26 protein-coding genes and 1 tRNA gene are annotated in these 25,744 nt (G+C 41.5%); 14 read left to right on the top strand and 13 right to left on the bottom strand.

The features are described from left to right. Positions 1-149: 149 nt before the first annotated feature. Positions 150-1,028, top strand: a complete 879-nt coding sequence (gene glyQ, locus ACM0OW_RS09295; RefSeq protein WP_414549753.1) for a glycine--tRNA ligase subunit alpha — start codon at positions 150-152, stop codon at positions 1,026-1,028. Positions 1,029-1,587: 559 nt separating this feature from the next. Further along, a complete protein-coding gene (locus ACM0OW_RS09290; protein ID WP_414549752.1) occupies positions 1,588-3,972 on the top strand; it encodes a ComEC/Rec2 family competence protein in 2,385 nt (794 codons plus the stop codon). Between the two features lie 83 nt (positions 3,973-4,055). Here ACM0OW_RS09290 and ACM0OW_RS09285 read toward each other — a convergent pair whose 3' ends face one another. Then, complete coding sequence (locus ACM0OW_RS09285; RefSeq protein ID WP_414549751.1) at positions 4,056-5,384, bottom strand: GTPase family protein; 1,329 nt, start codon at positions 5,382-5,384, stop codon at positions 4,056-4,058. Positions 5,385-5,555: 171 nt separating this feature from the next. On the opposite strand from ACM0OW_RS09285, the gene ACM0OW_RS09280 reads away from it, so the two are divergent. Together ACM0OW_RS09280 and ACM0OW_RS09275 are read left to right on the top strand one after the other, a co-directional pair. After that, positions 5,556-5,626: transfer RNA gene (locus ACM0OW_RS09280), tRNA-Gly, on the top strand. Between the two features lie 93 nt (positions 5,627-5,719). After that, complete coding sequence (locus tag ACM0OW_RS09275) at positions 5,720-6,274, top strand: Uma2 family endonuclease (RefSeq protein WP_414549750.1); 555 nt, start codon at positions 5,720-5,722, stop codon at positions 6,272-6,274. Between the two features lie 204 nt (positions 6,275-6,478). Here ACM0OW_RS09275 and ACM0OW_RS09270 read toward each other — a convergent pair whose 3' ends face one another. The 4 genes from ACM0OW_RS09270 to ndhC all read right to left on the bottom strand — a co-directional run bounded on the left by ACM0OW_RS09270 (position 6,479) and on the right by ndhC (position 9,560). After that, on the bottom strand, positions 6,479-7,441 hold the full coding sequence (locus ACM0OW_RS09270) for a pentapeptide repeat-containing protein (protein WP_414549749.1): 963 nt from the start codon (positions 7,439-7,441) through the stop codon (positions 6,479-6,481). 508 nt (positions 7,442-7,949) lie between these two features. Then, positions 7,950-8,477, bottom strand: a complete 528-nt coding sequence (locus tag ACM0OW_RS09265) for an NAD(P)H-quinone oxidoreductase subunit J (RefSeq protein ID WP_414549748.1) — start codon at positions 8,475-8,477, stop codon at positions 7,950-7,952. Continuing rightward, a complete protein-coding gene (ndhK, locus tag ACM0OW_RS09260; protein WP_414549747.1) occupies positions 8,470-9,207 on the bottom strand; it encodes a photosynthetic/respiratory NAD(P)H-quinone oxidoreductase subunit K in 738 nt (245 codons plus the stop codon). The genes ACM0OW_RS09265 and ndhK overlap by 8 nt, the downstream gene beginning before the upstream one ends. Next, positions 9,198-9,560, bottom strand: a complete 363-nt coding sequence (gene ndhC / locus ACM0OW_RS09255) for a photosynthetic/respiratory NAD(P)H-quinone oxidoreductase subunit C (protein ID WP_006197415.1) — start codon at positions 9,558-9,560, stop codon at positions 9,198-9,200. The genes ndhK and ndhC overlap by 10 nt, the downstream gene beginning before the upstream one ends. 193 nt (positions 9,561-9,753) lie before the next feature. On the opposite strand from ndhC, the gene ACM0OW_RS09250 reads away from it, so the two are divergent. The 7 genes from ACM0OW_RS09250 to ACM0OW_RS09220 all read left to right on the top strand — a co-directional run bounded on the left by ACM0OW_RS09250 (position 9,754) and on the right by ACM0OW_RS09220 (position 12,699). Next, on the top strand, positions 9,754-10,101 hold the full coding sequence (locus tag ACM0OW_RS09250) for a rubredoxin (RefSeq protein ID WP_414549746.1): 348 nt from the start codon (positions 9,754-9,756) through the stop codon (positions 10,099-10,101). A gap of 89 nt (positions 10,102-10,190) precedes the next feature. Continuing rightward, positions 10,191-11,210 (top strand): photosynthesis system II assembly factor Ycf48, encoded by a 1,020-nt coding sequence (locus tag ACM0OW_RS09245; RefSeq protein ID WP_414549745.1) that lies wholly within the window; start codon positions 10,191-10,193, stop codon positions 11,208-11,210. Positions 11,211-11,328: 118 nt separating this feature from the next. Next, on the top strand, positions 11,329-11,577 hold the full coding sequence (gene psbE / locus ACM0OW_RS09240) for a cytochrome b559 subunit alpha (protein WP_414549744.1): 249 nt from the start codon (positions 11,329-11,331) through the stop codon (positions 11,575-11,577). A gap of 9 nt (positions 11,578-11,586) precedes the next feature. Next, on the top strand, positions 11,587-11,724 hold the full coding sequence (psbF, locus tag ACM0OW_RS09235) for a cytochrome b559 subunit beta (RefSeq protein WP_194000792.1): 138 nt from the start codon (positions 11,587-11,589) through the stop codon (positions 11,722-11,724). A gap of 9 nt (positions 11,725-11,733) precedes the next feature. Further along, positions 11,734-11,853 carry a photosystem II reaction center protein L gene (locus ACM0OW_RS09230; protein ID WP_172644234.1) on the top strand — a complete coding sequence of 40 codons (120 nt, stop codon included), beginning with the start codon at positions 11,734-11,736 and terminating at the stop codon, positions 11,851-11,853. Positions 11,854-11,924: 71 nt separating this feature from the next. Continuing rightward, positions 11,925-12,047: a photosystem II reaction center protein J gene (locus ACM0OW_RS09225; protein ID WP_089090734.1), complete on the top strand. Its 123-nt coding sequence runs from the start codon at positions 11,925-11,927 to the stop codon at positions 12,045-12,047. Between the two features lie 214 nt (positions 12,048-12,261). After that, entirely contained in the window at positions 12,262-12,699 is a 438-nt protein-coding gene (locus ACM0OW_RS09220; RefSeq protein WP_414549743.1) for an MAPEG family protein, read from the top strand. 65 nt (positions 12,700-12,764) lie between these two features. Here ACM0OW_RS09220 and psaI read toward each other — a convergent pair whose 3' ends face one another. The 6 genes from psaI to ACM0OW_RS09190 all read right to left on the bottom strand — a co-directional run bounded on the left by psaI (position 12,765) and on the right by ACM0OW_RS09190 (position 19,508). Continuing rightward, positions 12,765-12,875 (bottom strand): photosystem I reaction center subunit VIII, encoded by a 111-nt coding sequence (psaI, locus tag ACM0OW_RS09215; RefSeq protein ID WP_071839278.1) that lies wholly within the window; start codon positions 12,873-12,875, stop codon positions 12,765-12,767. Between the two features lie 111 nt (positions 12,876-12,986). Beyond that, entirely contained in the window at positions 12,987-15,578 is a 2,592-nt protein-coding gene (locus tag ACM0OW_RS09210) for a hypothetical protein (RefSeq protein ID WP_414549742.1), read from the bottom strand. A 349-nt stretch (positions 15,579-15,927) separates the two neighbouring features. After that, positions 15,928-16,173 (bottom strand): hypothetical protein, encoded by a 246-nt coding sequence (locus ACM0OW_RS09205; protein ID WP_414549741.1) that lies wholly within the window; start codon positions 16,171-16,173, stop codon positions 15,928-15,930. A gap of 2 nt (positions 16,174-16,175) precedes the next feature. After that, positions 16,176-16,979, bottom strand: a complete 804-nt coding sequence (locus ACM0OW_RS09200) for a hypothetical protein (RefSeq protein ID WP_414549740.1) — start codon at positions 16,977-16,979, stop codon at positions 16,176-16,178. A gap of 438 nt (positions 16,980-17,417) precedes the next feature. Next, positions 17,418-18,194, bottom strand: a complete 777-nt coding sequence (locus ACM0OW_RS09195) for an RNA polymerase sigma factor SigF (protein ID WP_414549739.1) — start codon at positions 18,192-18,194, stop codon at positions 17,418-17,420. 474 nt (positions 18,195-18,668) lie between these two features. Beyond that, positions 18,669-19,508, bottom strand: a complete 840-nt coding sequence (locus tag ACM0OW_RS09190; protein WP_414549737.1) for a photosystem II manganese-stabilizing polypeptide — start codon at positions 19,506-19,508, stop codon at positions 18,669-18,671. A gap of 447 nt (positions 19,509-19,955) precedes the next feature. On the opposite strand from ACM0OW_RS09190, the gene ACM0OW_RS09185 reads away from it, so the two are divergent. The 3 genes from ACM0OW_RS09185 (at position 19,956) to ftsZ (ending at position 23,496) form a co-directional block, all read left to right on the top strand. Further along, positions 19,956-20,345: a hypothetical protein gene (locus ACM0OW_RS09185; protein WP_414549736.1), complete on the top strand. Its 390-nt coding sequence runs from the start codon at positions 19,956-19,958 to the stop codon at positions 20,343-20,345. A gap of 703 nt (positions 20,346-21,048) precedes the next feature. Beyond that, the gene (locus ACM0OW_RS09180) at positions 21,049-21,870 is read left to right on the top strand and encodes a cell division protein FtsQ/DivIB (protein ID WP_414549735.1); all 822 of its coding nucleotides are present in this window, start codon (positions 21,049-21,051) and stop codon (positions 21,868-21,870) included. Positions 21,871-22,209: 339 nt separating this feature from the next. Next, positions 22,210-23,496: a cell division protein FtsZ gene (gene ftsZ, locus ACM0OW_RS09175; protein ID WP_414549734.1), complete on the top strand. Its 1,287-nt coding sequence runs from the start codon at positions 22,210-22,212 to the stop codon at positions 23,494-23,496. Between the two features lie 326 nt (positions 23,497-23,822). Here ftsZ and gshB read toward each other — a convergent pair whose 3' ends face one another. Both gshB and grxC read right to left on the bottom strand, forming a co-directional pair. Further along, a complete protein-coding gene (gene gshB, locus ACM0OW_RS09170) occupies positions 23,823-24,791 on the bottom strand; it encodes a glutathione synthase (protein WP_414549733.1) in 969 nt (322 codons plus the stop codon). A 405-nt stretch (positions 24,792-25,196) separates the two neighbouring features. Continuing rightward, positions 25,197-25,451, bottom strand: coding sequence for a glutaredoxin 3 (grxC, locus tag ACM0OW_RS09165; protein WP_414549732.1), 255 nt, complete (start codon positions 25,449-25,451; stop codon positions 25,197-25,199). Between the last annotated feature and the right edge of the window lie 293 nt (positions 25,452-25,744).

Genomic DNA, 25,744 nt, shown 5'->3' with positions numbered 1-25,744 from the left:
CTTATCTAATATAACGAGCGCTCCTATCTTTGTCAACTGTTTTTTCAATTTATTTGGAATCTTTTTTTTCATGTCTCTGAAACTCCCCACAGTGCTAGGTTGTAGGCAACAATGGTTTATGCACTTTGCTGATTATGGGAGGGTAGAGCGTGAATTTTCAGTCTGTCATTACTTTATTGCATCAGTTTTGGGGTGAACGTGGTTGCTTAATTGCCCAGCCTTACGACATTGAGAAGGGGGCGGGTACTAAAAACCCTCATACATTTTTAAGGGCGTTGGGGCCCGAACCTTGGTCTGTTGCTTATGTTGAACCGTGTCGTCGTCCTACTGATGGCCGTTACGGCGAAAATCCGAATCGTTTTCAACATTATTATCAGTACCAAGTGTTGATTAAGCCGTCACCGGATAATATTCAAGATATTTATCTCGATTCTTTAAGGGTTTTGGGCATTCGTCCAGAAGATCATGATGTTCGGTTTGTGGAGGATAACTGGGAAGATGCGACGGTGGGCGCTTGGGGTACTGGTTGGGAAGTCTGGTTAGATGGAATGGAAATTACTCAATTTACCTATTTCCAACAGTGTGGGGGAATTGATTGTCGTCCTGTATCGATTGAAATTACTTACGGGTTGGAGCGGCTGGTGATGTATCTCCAGCAGGTGGGAGCTATTACTAAGATTGATTGGACGGACACTATTACTTATGGTGATGTTTTTCTGCAAAGTGAGATTGAGCAGTGTACTTACAATTTTGAGGGGTCGAATCCTGAGTTGCTGCTGACACTGTTTACTTTATATGAGCAGGAAGCTAGTCAATTGACTGAGCGTGGGTTGGTTGTACCGAGTCTGGATTATGTGATGAAGTGTTCGCACACGTTTAATTTGCTGGATGCTAGGGGTGTGATTTCGGTGACGGAGAGAACTCGTTACATTGGGAGGATTCGTCATTTGGCTCGGAAGGTGGCTCATCTATATGTTGAGCAACGAGAAAAGTTGGGTTTTCCTCTGCTGAAGGGGATAGCAGTTTAAGTTTGGTAATGTATTAAGAGGAATGTGGATTAATAAAATACAGAACCTCACCCCCAACCCCTCTCCTTGGTAAGGAGAGGGGAGAATTTGAAAATATAGAACTTCACCCCCACCTTGGTAACTACGGTGTACACACAAGTCAGGAAATTCTCTTTTGCGTCATAAAACCCCACCCCTAGCCCCTCCGGTGCAAGCGAGGAGGGGAACAAGATTTAATCAGAAATCTTGTTTTTAGGGCTGGAAACTCTCTTTGAATCAGGATGTGTGTACACCGTAGCCTTGGTAAGGAGAGGGGAGAATTTGAGGGACATCAAAGGCGAAGTCTGTGCAGATTAGGACTTTTGAACAGCTACAAATGAGTGATTAGCGGGTATCTTTGCCCCGTTCACAAGATAATCTTTGGGGATATTTTTTTATTGGGAAGTTTCTAAATCAACTGTCAGTTATATTTGCTTAAGTATAAATGGAAGTTTGTGGTTTGTAGTTATTTGTTTAGCATTCGGGGTTTTCAGGGCTAAAGCCCTTACTACGAACACGTAAGTTTTTTTATGAGTGATTTATGATTCAGACAAGTGGTGTGTTTATCTGTCTTGGCTTTATTCTAGGATTGCTGTTGACGGGTGTTCCTGGGGGTGGGTTTTGGGTTCTGGGTTGTGGGGTTGTGGGAGCAGTTCTGTTTGGAAGACGCAGATTAGGGCGATTTGCTCAAAAATCCGAAAATGCTGGTGGTAAAACTGAGGGTGTCCCTAATATTTGGCAAAATACTCCCCATCCTAGAATATGGCTGGTTGCTGGGTTGGTGGGGTTGTTAGCAACTGGGTATTTTCAATGGCGATCGCCACAACCAAATGAAAATGATATAAGTACGTTTATTGCTTCAGAAAATAACGGTAATCAACAACAATTGGTGATTGTGCGTGGGGAGGTGGCGAGTAATCCCCGTTTGACTCGTAGCCAACGAGGTCAATTTGTGTTAGCAGCGACTCAACTGGATGAGGTGAAAAATGAAACTGGCCCGGTAGATGTTTCTAAGGGGGTGACAGGTAAATTATATGTGACAGTGCCAATACTTCAGGCTACTGGGTTATATCCTGGTCAACAAGTTGCGGTGACTGGAGTTTTATACAAGCCGAGAACTGCATCAAATCCTGGTGCTTTCGATTTTCAGAAGTTTCTCCAGCAACAGGGAATATTTGCTGGTTTGACTGGCAGACAGATTAATGTCCTTGATCAGTATGATGAACGTAAGTGGGGATGGTGGCAAGTTCGGCAACGCATTGTGCGATCGCAAGTTCGTTGGTTAGGTGTTCCAGCCGGTCCCCTTGTTAGTGCAATGGTTCTGGGTAGTAGGGCGGTTGATTTACCCTACGATATCCGTGATTTGTTTGTGAAAGCTGGTTTGGCTCACACTTTGGCTGCTTCAGGATTTCACGTTTCTTTGGTCTTGGGTTTGATTCTACAGCTGACAAGTCGTGCATCTAAGGGAACACAATTTACTTTTGGCTGTTTGGCGTTAATTATTTTCCTGAGTTTAACAGGGTTTCAGCCTTCGGTGCTGCGAGCCGTAATTATGGGTTTTGCGGCGTTAGTTGGTTTGCTATTAAAAAGAAAGGTTAAACAATTTGGCTCTCTGCTCTTGGCTGCAACTATATTATTGTTGATTAACCCGTTATGGATTTGGGATTTAGGCTTTCAACTGAGTTTTTTAGCCACACTAGGGTTAATTGTTACAGTTCCGGCACTTGTGAAACGCTTAGATTGGCTACCACTGGCGATCGCCTCTTTAATTGCTGTTCCTCTGGCTGCTACAATTTGGACTTTACCACTGCAACTGTTCGTGTTTGGGGTTGTACCTGCTTATGCTTTGCTACTGAATATCATCAGTACTCCTTTGATTGCAACCATTAGTATAGGTGGAATTATCAGTGCGATCGCCGCATTAGTTTGGCCTGCTGGTGGCAGCGCTTTGGCTGGTGTATTATATTTTCCTACTGATTGGTTGATTAAATTAGTCGAATCATTTAATAACTTACCGGGTAATTCTCTCAGTGTAGGAAGTATATCTACGTGGCAGTTAGTAGGGATATATGCAGTCGTTATTGCGGTTTGGCTAGTCCGTTGGTGGCAGAAACGCTGGTGGTTTGCAGCTTTAATGGCTATTAGTTTGGTACTGATTCCACTTTGGTACTCTGCAAATACATTATTTAGAATTACGGTCTTAGCCGCAGGTACAGAACCAGTTGTAGTCATTCAAGACCGAGGAACGGTGACGCTGATTAATAGTGGTGATGAGGGGACTGGACGCTTCACAATTTTACCATTTCTACAACAGCAGGGCGTTAATCAAATAGATTGGGCGATTGCCTATGGCAGTGCGCGGAGCGCAATCGCTAGTAATTCTAAATATCAAGATAACAATGCTTGGTTGGAAGTGCTGCAAACTCTACCTATCAAAAATTTTTATGAATATTCACCCAATTTAAAAAATACCATTGGTATTCAGGCAATTCAACAGGAAGTTCAAAAGCAAGAAGGAACATATCAGCCTTTAGCACCGGGTCAAACAGTAAATACTGGTTCGGTAGTGGCTCAGTTAATTAATGAGCAGTTACCTATTTTACAATTTCAAATTCAAGGTCAGAATTGGCTATTGGTAGGTAATGTTAAGCCTACTGAAGTGGAACAGCTATATAAGGCGGGAAGCTTGCTGCGTCCGCAAGTGTTGTGGTGTAGCCCTCAGTCTTTGAGAGATTTAGTACAAATGTTTCAACCACAGGTGGCGATCGCCTCTTATGGTAATGTTGATTCAAAAACTCTGTCTGAATTGAGTAAAAACCAGACACAATTATTTTTAACTAGAGATGACGGCGCTATCCAATGGACACCCAACGGTAAATTTGAGGCGTTTGTTCAAGCAACAGAAAATAAATCTTCGGTTTTTTAAGAGGGTGCGAACAACGACCGAATTTAAATATGCGTTTTCGGTGAAGCCTGATTGTGTTTGTCAAATGATTTTCAGATATCCTCTCAAGTTTTGATACCTTTAAACATTTCCTGTGCTTTCTGAAAAGCTTCTTTCATCACAGCCTGAATTTTTTGAGGATCGGGCTTCTTACCACCCATTAAGTCACCAAAATAAACACAAGCACCTTCTCCCAGCGCCCAAGTGTAAGCAGCAGCCCAAGAAGCAGCGATGACGCTACCAAAACCAGGCACAAATTTGATTAACTCTCGTGCAACAGCTTGGGCTAAAAAACCACCTGCGATCGCACTAACAACACCTCCTGCCTGTGATGGTGTTACCGTTTGCCCATATAATTTACCTAGAAGACCTACCATTGAGACTTGCAAGGAAGTCAAAACTGGCATAGTAGCAAATGGTAATGGCACAGCCGCCAAGGCCGCTGCCATAATCGAAAATGGGAGAATGTAACGCCGACCAGTATCCCGGTAAATGTCGCCCAGTTGCTTACCAGCTGCATCGTCTAATAACTGATAAATTGCACGGGATTCTGCTTCTGGAAGTATTTCCGCTAGGGAATCCCGTAATACTTCTAAGCCATAAAATACAGGATGATAGCCATCTTCTTCTAAAGTGAAATCAATCAGAACAGAGCGATCGTATAATCCAGCAAAAGCTTCCTCAATGGCTGTAAAGGCGCGGTTGACTTCCTCATAGTCTGGTGGATAATCAGGATGGTCATCTGTACTGGGGGGATAAACTTCATGTAAACAGGTAACAGCCAGCAGAGAGGGAATCTCTGGGTACTGCTGACGGAGTTTTTCCGCAATTTGTCGCAGTGTCTCAGTGGCGAAATCATTGATTTTAACTGTCAAAACCAGGACTCTAGCCCGACGGTTAGATTCTTGTAAATCATTAATCAAATCCTGAATAACCGCTTGGGTATCCTGATTCACGTCTCCCAGTCCCACCGTATCTGTGAAAATCAGCAACGGTAGTTCATTAGAAGGATAGGCGTAACGCTGGGTATGTTGAGTGTGGGGGCGAAAACCCTGACCGACAATTTCCGCAGATACTCCCGTTAAGCCCCGGACAATTGAACTTTTGCCAGTTTGGGGCTTACCAATCAGCAAAGCCTCTGTGGTTGGGAGTTCGGCTCTAACTGTCGCCAAAATCTCTGCTACCTCAGCCTCACTCACACTAAACCATTGAACTATGGTCTGTGTTACTTGCTCTACAGGTACGAGATTCCCCAAGCGGTTTGTAGTTTTATTCCAGATATTAATAATACGGTTTGACCAAGCACTATCTACCGACTTAGTTTTGCCATCAGTCGGCTCGGTAAATTGCTGAGAATCAACTGACTCCCGGTCAGCATCGGATTTTTTGGTCATTTTTCAATACTAGCAAAAATGCTGGACTTAAAATAGTTTGAAAATTATATTGTGCAATAAAATTATTGTATGCTATACTTAGTTATGTCTGTGTGCAAGCTAAAACGTATCTCCATTTTATGTGAAGTTTGTATATTAAGACATTGAGCTAATTAAATATTTTCTCTTTTTGCGGGCGTAGTTTAGTGGTAAAACTTTAGCCTTCCAAGCTAATAATGCGGGTTCGATTCCCGCCGCCCGCTTAAACAAAAACCCCTGTAAGTTAACTCTTGTAGGGGTTTTTTAACAAATTGAAAAACTAAAATACAAGTAAGAGAATTTGACGAGGAATAACGATGAGTACGCTAGTCAAATCAATCAGCTTAGAAGAATTCCTGCAATTTCCCGAAACTAAACCCGCTTCCGAATATATAGACGGAAAAGTTAGCCAAAAATCCATGCCTCAAGGAGAACATAGCCTATTACAAGTAGAACTTTGTGAAGCAATTAACAGAACAGCCAAACCTCCAAAAATTGCCCTTGCTTTCCCCGAACTGCGTTGTGTTTTTGGCGGTGCTGCCATAATTCCTGATATTGCAGTATTTCGTTGGGAACGCATTCCCCGTGAAGCATCTGGCAGAATAGCCAACCGCTTTCAAACTCATCCCGACTGGGCTATAGAAATCCTTTCCCCAGACCAAAGCCAAGCCAAAGTTCTCCGTAACCTGCTACACTGTTCCCAAAATGGCACAGAACTAGGCTGGTTGATTTTTCCAGAAGAAGCCAGCATTTTAACCATATTCCCAAATCAACGAGTTGAAATGCTCACAGGTGGAGACTCGTTACCCATTCTCAGCAACATAGATTTATCCCTAACTGTTGAGCAAGTTTTTAGCTGGCTAACGCTTTAGTTGTAACTGCTATAGTATATAGATACTATATTAAGACTCACACTTTATACTGAAATGAGTACAAATGTTTTAATAATTTAGTTGACAACCTCAATGAATACGCTTTAACAAGGCAACATTGAAGAAACGTTATTAATATTTGATCTTTCTAAATTTGAATAACTAAAATTAGTTTCTGCTATAACAGTGACAATAATTTTGATTTCACTCAATATTTGTATTATGGAAATCAGTTCTAATTAATTTAGCTGTTGATAAGTGTTTAACTTGAACTAAATTAGCAAATCCGAGTTTTGCATCCGTTAAGTCTGACAAATATAAATTAACATACTTTAAAGTGCATTCTCTCAGATTAGCTCCTTGAAAATTCGCTTTTCTAAAATCTACATTTTCTAATAAAGCTTGATAAAAATCTGCCTTTATCAGGCTTGTTCCTCTAAAAGTACAATCTTTAATTTGTGCATCTTGTAATTTTGCACCATCTAAATTAGCACTATTGAAATTAGAATTTTCCAGCTTACTTTCATTGAGAATTGCTCCTGTTAGATTACTCCCACGAAACCTTGATTTTTTAAGAAAAGTTTTATTGAAACAAGCCGAGGACAAATTTATGTTATTAAAATTACTGGCTAAAACACTTGCATTACTGAAATCAGAATTATTAAGCTCAGAATCAACAAATTTACAGCCATTTAGGTTTGAATTACTAAAGTTTACAGTTGATAAATTAGACTCATAAAACTCAGCTAATAAGAAACTAACATTACTAAAATTAGCTTTAAATAAATCACAGTCTGTAAATATAGCGTAGAAAGTATTTGCTCCCTCAAAGTTGGTCTCACGAAATGATGAACTATCAGTATAAGCTATATAAGACCCTGATAAATCTGATTTTTCAAGGTTACACTGCATGATCTGTGGTAGCTTAGAATTGCTAAGATTAGCCTCTTGCAAATCTACAAAACATAAATCAATACCACGCATATCTGAATTACTTAAATTCGCACCGTTAAAATTAGAGTTTTTTATCGTGATTACTCTTTGATCATTTCTTAGCTCTCTAAAGTTAAAACCACTAATATCAATGCCTTCTAAATCAATATCTTCAAACTCAAATTCATCTGCTTTTATTTTCTCAATAAATTCTTCTTTTGTTAGCTTTGGCATAATATAACACTTCTAAATTACTTGTAATCGTGTATAGATTTAACTTAATTCTCTCCTGTTTGGAGTCCTTGATATTTTAAGTTCACGATTCAATACAAGTATAACCTATCACTTGTAAATGATGTGTAATTTATGAGAAAGTTACTTAATGCCTAAAGATAAACAAGTAATGTTCTTTTATGACTCTGGTCGTACAAAAATCATCCAGCTTTTTTTAGGGACTTTGATAAATTTAGGCGTAGGTTGGGTAGACGAACGTTAACGCAGTTTGCCGAACGCATAAACCCACACCAACAAAACCACGGATTGTTGGGTTTTGCAAAGCCTCAAGCTAACCTACGAACTTTCAGATTTAGTAATTGGATACCATCTATAAACGCCTCAATCTCAGCGAACCTTTGCGCTAACCTCCGCGCCCCTTTGCGTTAAAAAACATTACCCCTCTCCGCGACCGGAAAGGGGCTAAGGTGAGTTGAACAAAATTCTCACTGCTGAAACTCAGCGCTACCTAATAAGCATCTTGCAACTCGTAGAAATCAGGCGAGATATAATCCTTCCGCAAAGGCCAACCCACCCAATCTTCCGGCATTAAAATCCGTTTCAGATTCGGATGACCTTCATAGACAATGCCGAACATATCATAAGTTTCGCGCTCTTGCCAGTCTGCGGTTTTCCAGATCCAGTAAACTGAAGGGACGCTGGGATTTTCACGAGGTAAGAACACCTTCACCCGGATTTCTTCAGGTTTATCAACATTATCACCGACTTTAATCAAATGATAGACACTGACTAAATCCCCTCCTGGGCCAAGGTCAACACCAGATTGAAACTGAAGGTAATTAAACCCGTAAGCATAAAGGGCTGTAGAAATAGGGAGCAAGAAATCTGCCTCCACTTTAATTATTTCTACCCCAAGCTTGTCAGGTTCCAAAGACTCATGATCAAAACCATTTTCCGTTAACCATTGGGAAACTTGACCGGCTTTAACCAGAGAATCTTCTGCTGCTGGTACTGGTTTAGAATCTTCTTCAGCCACGGTTTTGCTCCTTCTCTTGTGTCTTTGCTGTCAGTAACGCAGGTGGAACTGGCAAACCAATAGCTTCTGTCAATTCCTTGGGTGGTGTGTAGCGAGTTTCTGACTGTAAATATTTACCAGTTAAAATTTGCTCTGTGGGCTTGAGATTGTGAGTTGTGCTGTAAAAACGGTGGGTTTGCTTAATTTGACCTCGTTCCTGCATGGAATCGTTAGCTATCTTTTTCCGCAATTTAATAATTGCGTCAATAATCGCTTCGGGACGGGGGGGACAACCAGGCAAATAAACATCTACAGGAATGAGTTTATCAACTCCACGTACAGCTGTCGGAGAGTCCATGCTGAACATTCCGCCAGTAATTGTACAAGCACCCATAGCGATCACATACTTGGGTTCGGGCATTTGTTCATAAAGACGCACCAATTGGGGTGCCATCTTCATGGTAATTGTTCCGGCTGTAATAATTAAATCGGCTTGACGTGGGCTTGAACGGGGAATGAGACCGAAACGGTCAAAGTCAAACCGGGAGCCAATTAAAGCTGCAAATTCAATAAAGCAGCAAGCTGTACCAAACAGCAAAGGCCACAGACTCGAAAGCCTTGCCCAGTTATAGAGGTCATCAACTGTGGTCAGGATGACGTTTTCTGACAAGTCCTGAGTGATTGTGGGACGTTCAATCGGGTTGATGATTTGCTCTTTGTCTGGGGTGGTTAATTTTGAATTCAAGACCATTCCAACGCTCCTTTACGCCAGGCGTAGACTAGGGCAACTACAAGAATTGAAATAAAAACTAAGGCTTCAATGAATGCCAAAAGCCCTAGACGGTGGAAGGCAACCGCCCAAGGGTACAAGAATACAGTCTCTACGTCAAAGACGACGAAGACTAAGGCAAACATATAGTAGCGAATGTTGAACTGAATCCAGGCTCCGCCAATGGGTTCCATGCCAGATTCATAAGTAGTGCGCCGTTCCAGGCTGTTACCACTGGGTCGCAGGAGCTTGGAGGCTGAAAGTGCAAGGGCTGGAACTAGGCTACAGATGATGAAGAAGCCTAGAAGGTACTCGTAACCGCTGAGGACAAACACAATGAATATCTACCGCTAATGGTGTAAATAAGGCTGTTACTTTCTTTTACATTATATCTGGTTGCTTTTGATGAAATCTGTGAAACAGAACGATTTCAGGTATTTATCCTTTTTGCAGATGATGGAAAAGTCTCACAGTTATGTCATAATTTGTAACGTATATTTAATATTTCTCCTCTGTGAGGATTTAGCCATGAGCGAACAAGCTAACGAACAAGCTGTTGAAACTCCGGCATTAGACCGCTTTGAATGCCGTGCCTGTGGTTATGTTTACGAACCTGAAAAGGGAGACGATAGCCATAATATTGATCCAGGTACTCTGTTTGCTGAACTGCCTATAACTTGGCGTTGTCCAGTATGTACGGCGAAGAAGATTGCTTTCGCCAATATTGGCCCTGCTGGTACTGTGTCGGGTTTTAAAGAAAATCTTGGTTATGGTTTGGGTGTTAACAGAATGACACCAGGGCAGAAAAATTTGCTAATTTTTGGGGCTTTGGCTCTTGGTTTCTTGTTTTTTATCAGTCTCTACGGCTTACAATAAGACCCGCTATCTTTTTACCAAGTTTAGAGGGCTGCGATCGCCACTAAGATCAAAAATTTAGAAAAAAGTAAAAAATACTGATGCATTCAATGGGTATTATGAAAAATTGGCAAAGACTATTTGCCTTGTTGATAGTAGTTTTCTTGTGTATAGGTTGTAGCAAAGTCCCCTCTACGGTCTCTAACCCTTGGGCGATAATTTCTGTGCCAACAGACTCGAAGCTGCTGGATATCGCCTTTACTGATAACTCTCAGCATGGTTTTCTGGTGGGTGGCAATGCTACCCTTTTGGAAACAAATGATGGTGGTGATACTTGGAAACCGCTAACACTGGAACTGGATGATCCTAAGTCTCGCTTTGACTCGGTAAGTTTTGCTGGCAAAGAAGGCTGGATTTTGGGTGAGCCTTCGCTACTGTTGCATACCACTGACGAAGGTAGTTCTTGGTCGCGCATTGCTTTAAGCGAAAAACTACCTGGTAGTCCCATTGCTATTTATGCTCTGGGAGAAAACTCGGCGGAAATGGCTACCGATGTGGGAGCGATATATAGAACTCAAGACGGTGGTATCAACTGGAAAGCCCAGGTAGAAGGAGCCGTTGGTGTGGTGCGTAATATTGAACGCTCGCCTGATGGTAAATATGTTGCGGTTTCGGCTAAGGGTAGTTTCTACTCTACTTGGGAACCAGGACAAACTAGCTGGGAACCCCATAACCGCAATAATTCTCGCCGCTTAGAAAATATGGGTTTTGCTGAGAATGGGCAGTTGTGGTTGCTAGCACGAGGTGGTCAGGTGCAGTTTAGCGATCTCAATAATCCTGAAGAATGGCAAGAACCGCAAAATCCTGAGTTAGCTACAAGCTGGGGTTTACTAGATTTGGCTTATCGCACTCCCGATGAACTTTGGATAGGTGGCGGTAGCGGTAATTTACTTTTAAGCGCTGATCGTGGTCAAACTTGGGAAAAAGACCGTGATGTGGAAGGAGTAGCAGCTAATTTGTACAAGGTTGTTTTCTTCAATCCTAATCAGGGATTTGTGATCGGCGATCGCGGCGTTTTGTTAAAATACCAACCAAACATTGCCCAAACTTCCTCACAAGAGGCTGCTTAGTGGCATGATAGACTTCAGTATTCGTTCTGATTTCTGAGAAGGTCGTTGCAACTTGTAACTCTTTCTAAACTTTGTAGGATAATAGACAATAGCAATCTTTGTGAAGGTAAGGATCTAAATGTCAGGTACCACTGGAGAGCGTCCGTTTTCGGACATTATTACCAGCATTCGTTACTGGGTTATTCACAGCATCACCATTCCCGCATTATTTCTAGCCGGATGGCTATTTGTCAGCACTGGACTGGCTTATGATGCTTTCGGCACTCCCCGTCCTAACGAATACTACACACAAACACGCCAAGAAGTACCTATTGTGAAGGATCGTTTTGGCGCTAAACAGCAAGTAGAACAATTTATCGGAAAGTAGTTTGAGATCATGACTAGCGGAAATGACATAAATCAGCCAGTTTCTTATCCCATTTTTACGGTTAGATGGCTGGCAATTCATACTTTAGGTGTACCCTCCGTCTTCTTTTTAGGCGCGATCGCCGCCATGCAGTTTATTCAACGCTAGGAGAAAATTATGGATAGATCGCCCAATCCGAATAATCAACCGGTTGAATTAAACCGGACTTCACTCTACCTGGGACTACTTTTAGTCTTTGTTCTAGGAATTCTGTTCTCTAGTTACTTCTTTAACTAACACAGAGCAAGTGTTGTAAATCTTTGTTCATAAAATCAGTGTTGATTTGTTATTAAGGGAGGAGAAAAGCTGTGTCTGCTGGAAGTGGAAGAATTCCCCTGTGGGTTGTCGCTACAATCGCAGGTTTAGGTGTAATTACAGTTGTAGGTATTTTCTTTTACGGAGCCTATGCTGGTGTCGGTTCTTCAATGTAAGAATAGTTTGATCAGAAAACAATTTAGTCTGGATTTTCGGGCAATTGTTTAAAAATTAGCATTAACAAACCGCTTGTTTCTGAAAGACAGGCGGTTTGTAATTTTAGTGATCAGGTACTAAACTATAGAGATTTAAGTTACAATTAGCACGATATATGTCTGTAACTACATTCAAGCAAGGTAGTGTGTTACTAGCAGATAACAGGTAATCTCTATGCTTGGAACGATGGGAACCGCTCTTGACTGGTATTCCTTGTGCGTTGTAGTGCTATTTCTGAAAATGTTTGCGCTTTCAGCTTATCAAGGATTTTATCGGATTGGCAGACGTGAATTTGTCAACCCAGAAGATTCCGCAGTATTCAATAAGCCGCCCGCGAAGGAGGATCTACCACAAGTCAAACGAGCTGCTAAAGCTTGGCTGAATGATTTGGAAAACATTCCCATATTTATTGGTCTGGGAATAGCGTATGTGTTAACCGAAGCATCGCCTGGATCAGCAATTTGGCTGTTTTCTACTTTTACAATCGCGCGGATACTTCATACCTTGATGTATCTTCTCGGTTTGCAGCCTTGGCGATTTCTTACGTATGCAGTGGGAATCCTTTGTCTATTAGGAATGAGTTGGAATATAATAAGTGCGCTTTTATACTAAATGATTTACTAAATGATTTACACGCGAATCCCACGCCTGGAAGACGTGGGATATTCATCAACTAATTAGCTGATATCATCGCGTTCGATGTATAACAGCAAAAACGCCATTGTCACTGCTGGAAAAACTAGACCAGTCAGAGGAACCAAGATAGAAGGCAAAAATGAAGCTGCCATAGTTAACTTTCCTATTGAATAATTAGACAATCCTCGAAAACGAGCTTACTGCAAAATTCACCCGATTTTTGAAATTCTCAAAATTATTAACACAACTCCCGTGTGATTTATTCAAATCCCCAGTAATTCATCTAACCGCAAATTCGGTAAATCTGGAGGAATGACAGTCCGCAGCACTGTTACCTTGTGACTTTCTTGTTGGGTAGTCTGATCGAAAGCGATCGCCTCTAAGCGAATTTCCAAGCAACCAAAGGGAATATTTAATTGAGTCATCACTTCTAAACTTCCCAAGGTGTTAGGTTGCAAGTCTGTGAGCAAATGGGGACCATCTAGCAGCCAGCGAGTTTGGCAATCTTTTACCCATAACTTGACCACTATTTGCGGGGATATTTCAGGTAGTTCTACCCTAACCCTGACAGAAGTACCAGCGATGAGTTCACCATCTGGTACGTGTAATTGCGGTATTGGCAGAGACTCAACAATCGTCCCTTCCATGAGTGGGGTATTAGATAAATTGGAGATGGGTTGCTCCTTCTGTTCAGAACAATGACTGTCTATCACATTCACTGCTGGTTCAGTATATGTATCTTCTACAACAAATTCTTGGGTCAACCAAGGCGAAGGTATTATGAGAGCATCAGCCAATGGTAATTGTGAATCTGGAGCAGATACAGAAATTTCTGCTGATATATTTTCGACTTCTATCTGTTCTAATATATTCATCTCCTCTATTCCCACAGCGCTGGCTGCACTAGCCCTTTGTCTAGCATTTCGCAGGAAAGGTATCTGATCTGCTTCGATATCCGTATCCGTATCCGTTTCCGATTCTAAGTGTGGTGAGTTAAATTCCACCGTTTGAGTTGAAAGCGGAACCTGTTCATCTAGTATTGTTTGCTGGTCTACAACCTCAATCGTAGATTCAGGTAAAGCATATCCTCGGCTTTGCATCCACTTTCTAATCAGGGGCGATGAATAAAGATTAGGGTCTGGATTTAATTCTAAATCTGCTGGGATAGATCCTTCTGCCACTGAGTCATCCTGAAACTCTCCATCAGCAGTGACTAATTCTAGTGTATTTTCTTCATGCTCAGATCCAGTTGGATTGATTTGCGGAGAATCTTCAGGAGTTTGAAGTTCCAACTCATCGGGTGTCTTACTTTCCAACTCTTCTGTTTTTGCTGGTAAAACTTTCAGGCGTTTCAAGTAAGGAAAAGTGCTGTTGAGCATTCGCACACGATGATTTTTAATGACTAGTTGCGCTAAGTTGATGGGGGCTATAGTCTCTTTTTTCTCTGCAAGCGCTTCATCTATAGAAGATTCTGTAACTAAATCAGCAGTGGCGACACCGTTATTAAACGCTGCTTGAGCAGTGTTTTGGGTTTCCGGTAGGGTTGGTAGTTGGGGTAAACGAGAATCGGCTAATTTATTGATCTGAGACACTCGCAAAGAGGTTTCTTCTCGTTCTTCGGAATTAAACTGCGGAGGTAGTGACTTGTTTAAGAAAGTTTGAATAGATTGAGAATGGTTTTTTTGTGCAGTTTTAGCCAAATTGAAAAGTTTTAAATCGATGCTAATAGATGCTTCTGACTCTGTTGGTGGTTCTATAGGGTGATCTAATAAATTTTGTTCCCGAAATCTAGCTGCGGCTGTGATGGCTAGCAATTCTGTCACATCTGCTGTAATTGTCAAAGATTGACTAGCTAATCGTACTACTTCACCAAATTCGGTGAGTGCGCCATACAAATTGATCTCTGCCAATATCAGCTTAGATTCACAATCCACGGGAATATTAATTGTCGAGGTGATGGTAATAGGCAACGAGCTATTTGGTAAGGGTTGCCGAACCTGGGTTAAAATTTCTGAGCCTAGAGGCGATCGCAAATCAATGAGTAGTTCCAATCCATAAAAAATTTCTGGGTATGGTGCTTCACCTTGTTGATTTGTCCCCTCTTGTAGCTCCACTAGCCCATGAATGACAAACATTTCTCCCCAATGAGCAATATGGGTTTCCCGATCTAAAGTCAAAGATAGCGGTGGCGGTACTTGTTTGGCTAAAGTGTCCTCAGATAACAGAGTTTCAAGATTAGGTAAAGCTAAATCCATTAAATTTTGTAACAACTGTTCAGCCGTTTCACCTTCGAGCCAAGGTGGATTAACAGGTTGATCAATAACGGTCTCGTCTGTTGTTGTTTCAGTGAATAAATCGATTGGAGTTGGATCGCTATTGATAGTAGACAAAGGTTCCGGTGCAATCACGGTTTTAAGATTGTCATCAGAAATAGTCCCTGAACTATGAGGTAAATTAGACGCGACATTCTCACCCCCGTGCCATTGTCCCCAATCCTGAGTACATTCTTCAGATAATACTTGTAGACAGATGCCGTGTTGCCAAGCTTTACCGAGCAAATCAGACATCAAATCGCCAGAGCATTGTAGTTCCCAAATTCCTGGTTTGAGATGGGTAAAAGGAATTACCGCTATTAAACCTTCTGTATTCGTGCGCCGCGATCGCTTTTGAATTCGCCGCTTGGGGGGAATTTCTTGGGTTGAGGAGTGGGTTATCCGTATTTCTACGTCAGTATTACGTAGATTGGAACGAGCCAAGACTCTATAACAACCTTCCGAAATTTCTAAGTTTGGTGATTCCAGATTATGCCAAGAGCGATCGCCCTGTTTTTGGATTAAAAATTGCCAGTGTTCCATTATTAAGTGATGCCCAGAGCGAAGAGCAGCTGAGTAAGATTTTGCATGATCTTGCTTGCAAGTTTACCTCAGCAATAGCAATTGCATCAGCCACATTGGCAGTATTAGATAAATTTACTCAAAACAGATCATTTTGGGATGGGCAGATTAACTTCACCCCGATTAATTTCTAGTATGGATATACTTCCTTCACATCTTGCACTTGCGTATTAATACTTAAAACTTTCGTCCCTAATGAATGCTGTTTTTGCTCAATAGAATGACAAAGAATTTTTAGCCTGCATAAGCAGGCTTGGTTGATTGGTCTTTACCCTTTTTGGGTGTAGGTGCAAGATATCAGTCAAGAAAATCAGACATCGTAGCGATTTTGATAGTAAGCCAAAATTTGCTGTACGCGTTGCTGACTTTCTGACCCAGAATTCGGTATCCCAGAAATCCATAAACCACCAATTTGACTTTGATTGTAATCAAATTCTGAAGATGCTTGAGAAATCAAGCCAACTTCTATCCCTTCTACTTGACGCAAATGAGCAGCTATCTCGCGATAAACCGCTAGAGATAAACCAGCGAATTCAATTTTTTCCTGAGTTTCCATTTTTACGAAGCTTCAAGATTAGGAGCTGATGATGCTGCATTGATAGGTTCTTGGCCTACCATTCTGGCAACTTCAATACCATATTGTTCCAGAACTACAATGGGATCAGAACCTTCATTCATTTCAATGCGTTTAATTAGCAACCCACTAGACAACCTCTGTCCCGCCTGTACATAGCGACTTGTCTCCTCAGTAGGGACTTTAATAATCGCCTGGGGTTTTTGACCAATTAGCACTACACCAGTTACCATAACTGCCTTAGCTAAGTCAGGTTGAGGTGGTGGTGGTAGCAAAGGTTTTAGTCCAGGATCAGGAATAACTGATGGTAGTGTTCCGGATCGGACTGAAGACGTATCCTGATTAGGCGGAGTTGGTTTTTGTGCAGGAGGACTGGGAGTTGGAGTAGGAAGAGGTGTGACAGGTGTTTGTGCTTGTCTTCCCTCCCCACGAGGAGTCGGCAGGGGAGGTATGGGGGGAACAGGTCTAGGAGATTGATTTCCCGTCGGTCTTGGAGAAAATCGCTGCTCAACAATTTGACCAAATGGGTCAGATCTCCCTTTTGACACTAGCAATACTCGCTCCTTGGCGTTAGTGGGTGCTTGCAAGCCTGTACGTAAGTTAGGAGTTGCAGAGGCATTCGCTGGGGGCGACACCACATTAAAGGGTTCAACTTTCGTTGGCGGTTCTGCTGCTGGAGGTTGAGTCGGTGTAGGAACATTAGCCTCTGGTGTAGTGTCGCCAATAGTACATCCAGTGATCGCTAACGTCAAAAGAGCTACAAATGCAATTTGGTAATTTCTGTCCATTAGCCGGTCTCGAAAGCTATAGGAAAATTTACTTGTAAAAATCACAATGCCTATTTTTATAGAAATGTGCTGTCAAGCTCTTTGGGCATGGCTGCGCGGCAGGGGTTAGCGGGGTGTTTAGCCCTGATCAACCCAGTTATATTAAGCCTTTGATATCACCACTGTCCTCGCCGAAATGACGGCTACTATATATCAAGGCAAAGCATTTTCTCAAGTATGTTCTATTTATAACCTAATTTTGGAAAATTTAACGGTTATTTTTGGCACTACCAGTTTAAGTTTTTCTCCAGGTCAGTGCTGTGTGACTTTATTTGAGGTGTGTGGAGGAGGTGTTAAGTTTTGAGCGTAACTATGCCCCTGGGGCTAAATAAACCGCCGTCATTAAAATGCTGCATTGTGCTGCACGAAAACACTTATGACAAATTAGATTAGATATTTTTATTCTTCTTTTGCACCCATCAAGTGTTTTAACAAGCCTAGACCTTTTTTAACTCTGCGGGAAACTGTAACTACACTAATTCCCAGAAGTTCCGCCACTTGTTTTTGAGTCAAGTCCTGCAAAAATACCCCTTCCAACACTTCACGAGTACATTTTTCTAGCTGAAAAAGTGCTTGTTGGAGACGGATTTGATCTTCTTGAGCCAGTTGAAAGCTGCGGTAACGGGGATCAGGAACTAATTCTCCCAAGCTGGTAGTTCCTTCTTCTCCATCTAAAACTGGAACATCTAGGCTTAAAGGAGCGCGATTTACCAATGCTAATTTAATTTCTTGCCATTCATTCAGAGAAATATCCAACGCTGCTGCTAGTTCGGAGTCGGTGGGTTGGCGATTATATTGTTCGCGCAAAGTCCGTGAGACTCCGATGGCCTGCTGTTGCAAAGCCAAATAGCGTCGAGGAATTCGGACTGTAACGCCTTTATCTCGCAGGTAGTGTTGAATTTCACCACGAATATAGGGAATAGCAAAGGAACTAAAGGCGTGTCCCTTGGAGATTTCAAATTTTTCAATAGCCCGAATTAAACCCAAACAGCCAACTTGAAGCAAATCATCATAATTTTCACGGCATTGATTTGTCCAATAGTGGGCTTCTTTTCTCACAAGTCCAAAATTTATATTTACCAATTTATTGCGAATAATTTCTGAGGGAGATTGCTCATACTCTCGCAACAATTGCCAAATTTCATGTTTAAGTTCATTGGTGGCTGTAATAGGCATAGCACCGAATTTGTTGCTCAAAATAAACAGTGGATACCAGCTTAAAAAATTTACGATTGTGAAATGTTCCAGAAAAATGATGTAAGTTTTTCTATTTAATAAATGCTACAAATAACAAAAATTGCTATTAAGCACCTGACTAAATTTACAATCAAGTCAAATTTAAATAAGCGCAATTGGTATTTTTTTTGTTATTAGCATTGTTTAATTTTTGTAGATTGTTAGACTACATATAGACAAGGTATAGAGTAATGACTACATTTACAAACCGAAATTTTACTTAACTTTAATATTTTATTGATGAATTTTTCTGGTTATTTGCCATGATGGGGTTCGTTCCTGGAAATATTTGCAAATCATCTTCTCAGTAAAAATACTATGTCCGATAAAAAACCCATTTGTTTCCTTTGATTTGGAAGCAAATGGGTCAGGTTTTGCGGTCAAATTTAATGATTAAAAAATCATGCAGAGCATTTAGGCGCGATTTGGTTCAACCCGCGCATAAAACAGACCCCGAATCTTGACTTCTTTAGGTTCGCCAGCACCCAAATCAGTATCAGATGGTTGTTCGCTCTCGAAAGTACCAGCGATTTCACCACTAACACTATCTATCTTGGCTACTTGCAAAGAAATTATGCCATCAAGAGTTTCAACACTCTTGACGTTAGCACGGGTGAGTTCTTCGTCATCGGCTTGAGCAGGAAGAGCCACGGCATTATCATAGCCAGAGACGACACCACGACCTTTAGGATCTAGGAAAGAAGCACCACGATAGGAGGGAACCTTGAAAGTACCTTCAAAGTCCGTAGAAGTGTTAATACTGGTCAACCCAGGTTGTGTTTGAGCAACTAAATCTTTGATGGTGAAGAGAAAAGGTACTGATTCACCACCAGGAAGTTTGACGGTGATGGCTTGGAAGTCCAGACCATCAGCTTCTAAAAAGGTCAAGCTATTATCTGGGTTAACTTTTAAGTCGCCTTGTACTTGGTCGATGGTAGAAGTGTATCTGGTTAACAATTTACCAGGCACAAACTCTGCTACTTGCCGTTTATTGGCAGGTTCTTCTTTGACAAAGAAGTTGGTTGGTTCCAAGCAAAGTTCTTTGATGGCATAAGACTTACCTGATTCAATGGGAATGGAACCACGGCTGGTTTCTGCCAGTTGGGGGCATTTGTTAGCCAGTCCAGTGCCTCGAATTTGTTCGTAAGTCAGTAAATCCCTACTATTAGAAGCAGATGTGGGCGCATCACTGCAAGCAGTTAATAGCCCCAGGCATACAGCCAAGAATGCAACAATTAAAGCGCGATACCTCATGGTCAACCTCAATCTCAAAAAATTAATATCGTAAAACCAATGCCTATGGCATTTTCTGTGTTGCCCAAATGTTTCTGTATTATGTTATGTGTTGTCACCAGATACAAATACAGTCCATTGCTTTATAGGGAAATTAGCCAGATCATACGATTTTTTTTAACTCAAAATCAAAGCTCTCTAGTTTCATCTAAAAATAGTTGATGGGATTTAGCTCACTTGGAGGCTGTGTGAGACGTGATTGCTGCCTTTTAGATGAGATTCTGATGGTTGGTGTTTGAGAGGAGATATTTAAGCTCAAACCCTTTATGGGAGGCATTCTTAGCTTTTGAAGGTTTTTGCTTTTATCCTGTATCTATCTATTTATGCACTAGAAAATTTGTGATCACGAATAAAAACCAAGAATCTTCGGTAAATTTGAGTAGGCCTCATTTACACGGAGATAGTTGCATGAGCAACCAGAAAGATTTGGAATCAGGGAATTTATCGGCACAACTGCAAGCGATCGCAATAGCAGTGCATGATGTAGCTAGCCTTTCTCAAGGAGATGCGATCGCTCTTTTGAGCTTGCTACGGCATTTAGAACAGTTACATCGAGATATCAGGGATAGTGCTTTTCAAGAAAGTTTGCCTGATAATCGCCAAAAACTCTACTCTTTACTTAAAGATATTGAGTCTGAAGGAGGCTGGCCATACATTGAACGCATGAGACTTAAAGCCTTTTTAGCCACTTTGCCCAGAGCCGCAATGGAAAATTATGGTGATGAGGAAAAGAGTGATAATTCATTGGAGAGCGATGGGCAAAGCCCCGCCTCCGGCGATCGCATAGTCAGCAGGTAAGCTAAAAAAAGTTCTGAGTTTTGAATTAAAAATTTATCGCTCTTCATAACTCTTAACTGATAAAGCTCAAATTTAGCACCTGTGGCTCATGTCATCACGAAAAAAGCGATAGCCTTCTTCAACATGGCAATTGTGCTTGAGGTAAGCATCTATGCAACCACAAAGAAGCCGATGGTCAAAACGTAAATCTCCAACATGAGCGTTTGGCCATCCGCTAACAGATGCCAGTGCTTGCCCATAAAGCCCGATATAAAACAATGCTGATCGCGCATAATTTGGAAAAACTAGGTTTAGACGTTGCTCACACCCCGCTATAGTTATCAGTGTTTTTCACAATGTCCCATCTTGTGATCACTGTCTCAACTGATAAAGGCTAATAAAAACTTTTTCGGTCAAAATGGGCAATGGGATAACTAATACTACAAATTGTGTTATGTTTGGCGTTAATTTTTTTGTGGAGTTTTTAGCCGCTAGTCATAGCTAGCTATTACCTACCAAAGAGGTTACATTCGGTTTAAACTGAACACTGCAAACTTAAGCAAAAAAATTACCAGTAATAATAGTACTTAAATACTAGTGCAATTTATGTAAAGTGTTAAAAAAATATTTAGGAGAAAGATTAATAGATACTCACAGCTTAATTAATTAATATCAATGCTCAGAACCTAGCCCATAATTTGACTGCAACAAGAAAGAGGTTTGAATGGCTGGTATAGTATCAGTTTCCCAAAAAGAGTTAGCCCAGCGTCGGCACAGAGTACGTCGGCAGAGGCAGATAAAAATTATTCAGGCTATTTGGCGAACTCTTGCCATTAGTGGACTGGCTGGTGGTTTACTGTGGGTGGCACTCCAACCGATATGGGTGCTAAATACTCCTCAGCAAATTGTCATCAAATCAGGTGATCAATTCCTATCGGAAGCGGCGATTAAGTCATTACTGGCGATATCCTATCCTCAGTCATTATGGCGGATTCAACCGAATGCGATCGCTGATTCTTTGAAACAACAACCGAGTATTGCCGAAGCAACTGTCAATCGCCGCCTTTTTCCCCCTGGATTAAACATCGAAATTCAGGAAAGAGTACCCGTGGCCATAGCTCATAGTCCTAAAAAACAGTCACCTGCTGGTTTATTAGATGCGACTGGAGTTTTGATCCCCTTAGAAAAATACACATTAGTCAATCCTCGGTTCAAACTACCGAAGCTGAAAGTTGTTGGTTCACCAGAACAATATCGCTCTTACTGGAGTCAACTTTATCCATCATTAACTCAAAGTCCCGTAAAAATCACGGAAATTGATGGGCAAGATCCAACAAATGTAATTTTGAAAACCGAACTAGGAAATGTACATCTTGGTGCTATTACTCCTCAGTTAACCGAACAAATTAAGATACTGGCCCAAATGCGATCTTTATCTGCAAAAATTGATTTTAGTCAAATTAACTATATTGATTTGAAAAATCCCGCATCTCCTTTAGTACATACGAACCAAATGAACCAAAAAGTTAATTCCCAAAGTCCCTAGAAACATCTGCTAATCTAAAGCATTAGCCAAAATATAGTGGAGGGCATTATGTGCTAAATCGGCAACACAGTACAGAAAATAATTAATATTTCCTTGAAGTTATACAGAGCAATTTTAAGTAAATCTAGGTATACTTCTTTAGAATTAGCTGTGCTATGGTCTCTAATCACTCCGCCCCTCGGCTAATCCATAGCAAAATTTCGCACTAACAATCTTGTTAAGGTTGGGAGTCGTGATAACAATAAAGAACAGTGCCACAGATTTTGGCAGTGTCAAACTATAGTTGACTCTTAGGTGAATAACACCTGTAAAAGTCGTTTATCTACCTTTCTAAATCCCATGACACTTGATAATAACCAAGAGCTTACCTATAAAAACTCCCAATCTGTGGGACAGCACGGGTTTCCGTTAGCAGTTAACGCAACCAACCCTTTTAACAATTCTGGGCTGAACTTTGGACAAAATCACGACAGTAAAAAGATGTCTACGGAAAATAGCCGGATTGGCGAAATTGTTCCAGGTCGGGTTGCCAACATCAAAGTAATTGGTGTGGGTGGTGGGGGTGGAAATGCGGTTAACCGCATGATTGAGTCTGATGTCTCAGGAGTAGAGTTTTGGTCAATCAATACTGATGCCCAAGCTTTGACTTTGGCTGGTGCGCCGAGTCGCTTGCAAATTGGACAAAAACTTACACGAGGTTTAGGTGCAGGTGGTAATCCTGCCATTGGTCAAAAGGCAGCTGAAGAGTCACGAGACGAAATTGCTACAGCTTTAGAAGGTGCTGATTTAGTGTTTATTACTGCTGGGATGGGAGGCGGTACTGGCACAGGTGCAGCCCCGATTGTGGCAGAGGTAGCAAAGGAAATGGGCGCGCTGACTGTGGGTGTTGTGACACGTCCATTTGTGTTTGAAGGTCGCCGCCGCACCAGTCAAGCCGAACAAGGTATTGAAGGGTTAAAAAGTCGAGTAGATACACTGATTATTATCCCTAACAATAAGTTGCTAGAGGTAATACCAGAGCAAACCCCTGTCCAAGAAGCTTTTCGCTATGCCGATGATGTGTTGCGTCAAGGTGTACAAGGCATTTCTGATATTATTACCATCCCTGGCTTAGTCAACGTTGACTTTGCGGATGTTAGAGCCGTCATGGCGGATGCTGGATCGGCATTAATGGGGATAGGAGTAAGTTCGGGAAAATCAAGGGCTAGAGAAGCAGCTATAGCGGCTATTTCTTCGCCTCTATTAGAATGTTCTATTGAAGGTGCTAGAGGAGTTGTATTTAATATTACTGGTGGCAGTGATCTGACTTTACATGAAGTGAATGCAGCTGCCGAAGCCATATATGAAGTAGTTGATCCCAACGCCAATATTATTTTTGGGGCGGTGATTGATGACAGGCTCCAAGGTGAGGTAAGAATTACTGTAATTGCGACTGGGTTTACAGGTGAAATCCAAGCACCACCAACCCAAAATGTGGCTAATGCTAGGGTAGCACCTAATGCCAAACGGCCAACACCACAGCAACCAGCAGTTAATCCCCCCACACCAGTTGCGGAACCACCTAAAGAAAAAACGGGATTGGATATTCCAGATTTTCTGCGAAATCGCCGGACACCAAGGAATTAATTGAGTGCTGAGTTTTTGAGTGCTGAGTGCTGATTATAAACCCAGTTTTTCAAGGCTTTGAGCAATCAGCATTGTCCTAAACGATATCGCTCTGGCTATACCTTTGCTATCCCCGAAGTAGCAAATTTGTGAGCCAACTTGCTAATGCTATGCACAAATTAACTTAACTTAGGCATGAGTCTACAAACTTCAATGTCTAAATTTTTGTTGGCAATAAAATTTAAACAACGTGCCTAGCTTGGGGCGATCGCTCATTTTTTGATACCAGTAAATAACCAAATATGACCGAAAAAGACCAGGGAATCAATTCAACTCAGGTAAATTATTTATTTTTTTAAAGTTTGCGAAATCCATGAAATTACCTGATCAGCTAGACGCGTGTGATCTAGTCTGTCAATTTCCCGAATTCCGGTAGGACTGGTGACGTTGACTTCAGTCAGATAACCGCCGATAACATCAATCCCCACAAAAATTAAGCCATCTTGACGTAAGGTGTCGGCTATTTCGTTACATATTTCATACTCTCTGGGAGTAATTGTAGTTTGAGCCACAGTACCACCAGCCGCCATGTTATTGCGAAAATCACTACCGCTAGAAAGACGATTCAGCGCGCCTATGGGTTCGCCATTCAGCAGGATAATTCGCTTATCGCCTTCTTTAGCTTTTGGTAAATAAGTTTGCACCATCACTGGTAATCTACCACGTAGTGTACTGAGTTCAACAATTGAGTTAAAATTGCGATCGCCTGGTTCTAAGAATAAAATTCCCTCACCAGCTTTATTTCCCAGGGGCTTGATAATTGCTGCACCTTTAGCTTCTAGAAATTGCCTGATAAAATCTTTGTCTGCACTAACAATAGTTTCTGGAATGGCATTAGTAAACTGAAGAGCATACATTTTTTCATTTGCTCCCCGGATACCACTAGGACTATTAACTACTAGGGTTTTATTGGGGTCAATGTAGTCTAAAACGTAGGTGGCGTAGAGGTAAGAATCATTGACTGGTGGATCTGTCCGCATAAATACAGCATCCATTGCGTCTAGGGAGGTAAAGCTGGGAGCGCTCAATTTATACCAAGGACTTGCAGCAATCCAGCGTCCCTCCACTAATTGCACCCGAACAAGTTCAACCTGCTGTAAAATCGCCCAAGCTTTGCTATCCACTACACTCAGAAGATTGGTTTGAGTTACCCAAATTTCATGTCCTAAGATTTGTGCTGCTTCCATCAGAGCAACACTGGTATCATGACACGGGTCAAGCTGATGGATGGGATCAATAATAAAAGCCAGTTTCACGCTGTTCGCCTCAATCGCCGGGAATGTCTGAGATTAGTTTAAAGTATCCCGTGATATTAGACTTCACAATTGTGGCTGTGGAGAAAAGAAAAGTTTTGGGCGAATATAATATGGCTACGCTTCGCGTTAGCGATACGCTACTACACAAGCATGACGCGTAGCGGCTTCCCGTAGGGAAGTCCAGCGACCTGGACTAATGAAAAAGTGGGATTTTAACCCGCGCAGGCGGGTTTAGTTTGTATAGCCGCGACTTCTAGTCGCCAGGTCTGTAATAAATTAGACTGTGTAGAAACCAAGTAGGGGCGGGTTTACAGATATGCTCAATTACTAATAATAATTTTAATAAACCCGCCCCCACATCAAGGCTTTCAGTTATCAAGAATGTCCTAAGCTGCTTGGCGGGTGCTATAGTAACTCATCCAGCTTGCCTTGACCTTCTAAAGCGTGGATATCATCACAGCCACCAACATGGTAATCATTAATAAAAATTTGGGGTAGTGAGCGTCTACCATTAGCTCTTTCGGACATTTTAGCCCGTTCCGCTTCATCGCCATCAATGCAATATTCGGTAAACTCAACGCCTTTCTTTTTCAATAAATTTTTAGCACGGATGCAAAATGGGCAAGTACTCCAAGTGTAAACTTCAACGTTGGCAGCCATAAAGTCTTTAATTAGATTGAATACTCCTTAATTTTAGAACCTAGTTTGAGAATTCCATGAAAATAACGGCTAAACCTTCGCCATTGAGAAGAAATTACAGCCGCCCCTACATGATACTTAGATTGTTCTTAATGAATATTCGTTGAAAATTCCAGCTTAAACAGATAACAAAGATTTTTTCTTTTTAACCTGCAATGAACCTACAACAAATAGCCCTTTAATACCTATTGGGAAATAGGGTGTATTCCGCAGCTAAACTAAAAAATTACGTATAAACCTCGTCTAGGTTGAGA

The organism is Anabaena sp. CCY 0017 (assembly GCF_963920885.1).
In the GTDB taxonomy this organism is placed as follows: Bacteria; Cyanobacteriota; Cyanobacteriia; order Cyanobacteriales; family Nostocaceae; genus Nodularia.
This window is presented reverse-complemented; position numbering and strand designations above follow the sequence as displayed.

Coding starts and splice junctions, on each gene's coding strand:
- ACM0OW_RS09270 (WP_414549749.1), bottom strand. CDS start 7,441: ATGCCAAAGCTAACAAAAGAAGAATTTATTGAGAAAATAAAAGCAGAT.
- ACM0OW_RS09180 (WP_414549735.1), top strand. CDS start 21,049: ATGGCTGGTATAGTATCAGTTTCCCAAAAAGAGTTAGCCCAGCGTCGG.
- ndhK (WP_414549747.1), bottom strand. CDS start 9,207: ATGGTCTTGAATTCAAAATTAACCACCCCAGACAAAGAGCAAATCATC.
- ACM0OW_RS09290 (WP_414549752.1), top strand. CDS start 1,588: ATGATTCAGACAAGTGGTGTGTTTATCTGTCTTGGCTTTATTCTAGGA.
- ACM0OW_RS09195 (WP_414549739.1), bottom strand. CDS start 18,194: ATGCCTATTACAGCCACCAATGAACTTAAACATGAAATTTGGCAATTG.
- ACM0OW_RS09250 (WP_414549746.1), top strand. CDS start 9,754: ATGAGCGAACAAGCTAACGAACAAGCTGTTGAAACTCCGGCATTAGAC.
- ACM0OW_RS09200 (WP_414549740.1), bottom strand. CDS start 16,979: ATGGACAGAAATTACCAAATTGCATTTGTAGCTCTTTTGACGTTAGCG.
- psbF (WP_194000792.1), top strand. CDS start 11,587: ATGACTAGCGGAAATGACATAAATCAGCCAGTTTCTTATCCCATTTTT.
- grxC (WP_414549732.1), bottom strand. CDS start 25,451: ATGGCTGCCAACGTTGAAGTTTACACTTGGAGTACTTGCCCATTTTGC.
- ACM0OW_RS09185 (WP_414549736.1), top strand. CDS start 19,956: ATGAGCAACCAGAAAGATTTGGAATCAGGGAATTTATCGGCACAACTG.
- ACM0OW_RS09190 (WP_414549737.1), bottom strand. CDS start 19,508: ATGAGGTATCGCGCTTTAATTGTTGCATTCTTGGCTGTATGCCTGGGG.
- ACM0OW_RS09245 (WP_414549745.1), top strand. CDS start 10,191: ATGGGTATTATGAAAAATTGGCAAAGACTATTTGCCTTGTTGATAGTA.
- psbE (WP_414549744.1), top strand. CDS start 11,329: ATGTCAGGTACCACTGGAGAGCGTCCGTTTTCGGACATTATTACCAGC.
- ACM0OW_RS09275 (WP_414549750.1), top strand. CDS start 5,720: ATGAGTACGCTAGTCAAATCAATCAGCTTAGAAGAATTCCTGCAATTT.
- ACM0OW_RS09230 (WP_172644234.1), top strand. CDS start 11,734: ATGGATAGATCGCCCAATCCGAATAATCAACCGGTTGAATTAAACCGG.
- ftsZ (WP_414549734.1), top strand. CDS start 22,210: ATGACACTTGATAATAACCAAGAGCTTACCTATAAAAACTCCCAATCT.
- ACM0OW_RS09210 (WP_414549742.1), bottom strand. CDS start 15,578: ATGGAACACTGGCAATTTTTAATCCAAAAACAGGGCGATCGCTCTTGG.
- ACM0OW_RS09285 (WP_414549751.1), bottom strand. CDS start 5,384: ATGACCAAAAAATCCGATGCTGACCGGGAGTCAGTTGATTCTCAGCAA.
- psaI (WP_071839278.1), bottom strand. CDS start 12,875: ATGGCAGCTTCATTTTTGCCTTCTATCTTGGTTCCTCTGACTGGTCTA.
- ACM0OW_RS09205 (WP_414549741.1), bottom strand. CDS start 16,173: ATGGAAACTCAGGAAAAAATTGAATTCGCTGGTTTATCTCTAGCGGTT.
- ACM0OW_RS09220 (WP_414549743.1), top strand. CDS start 12,262: ATGCTTGGAACGATGGGAACCGCTCTTGACTGGTATTCCTTGTGCGTT.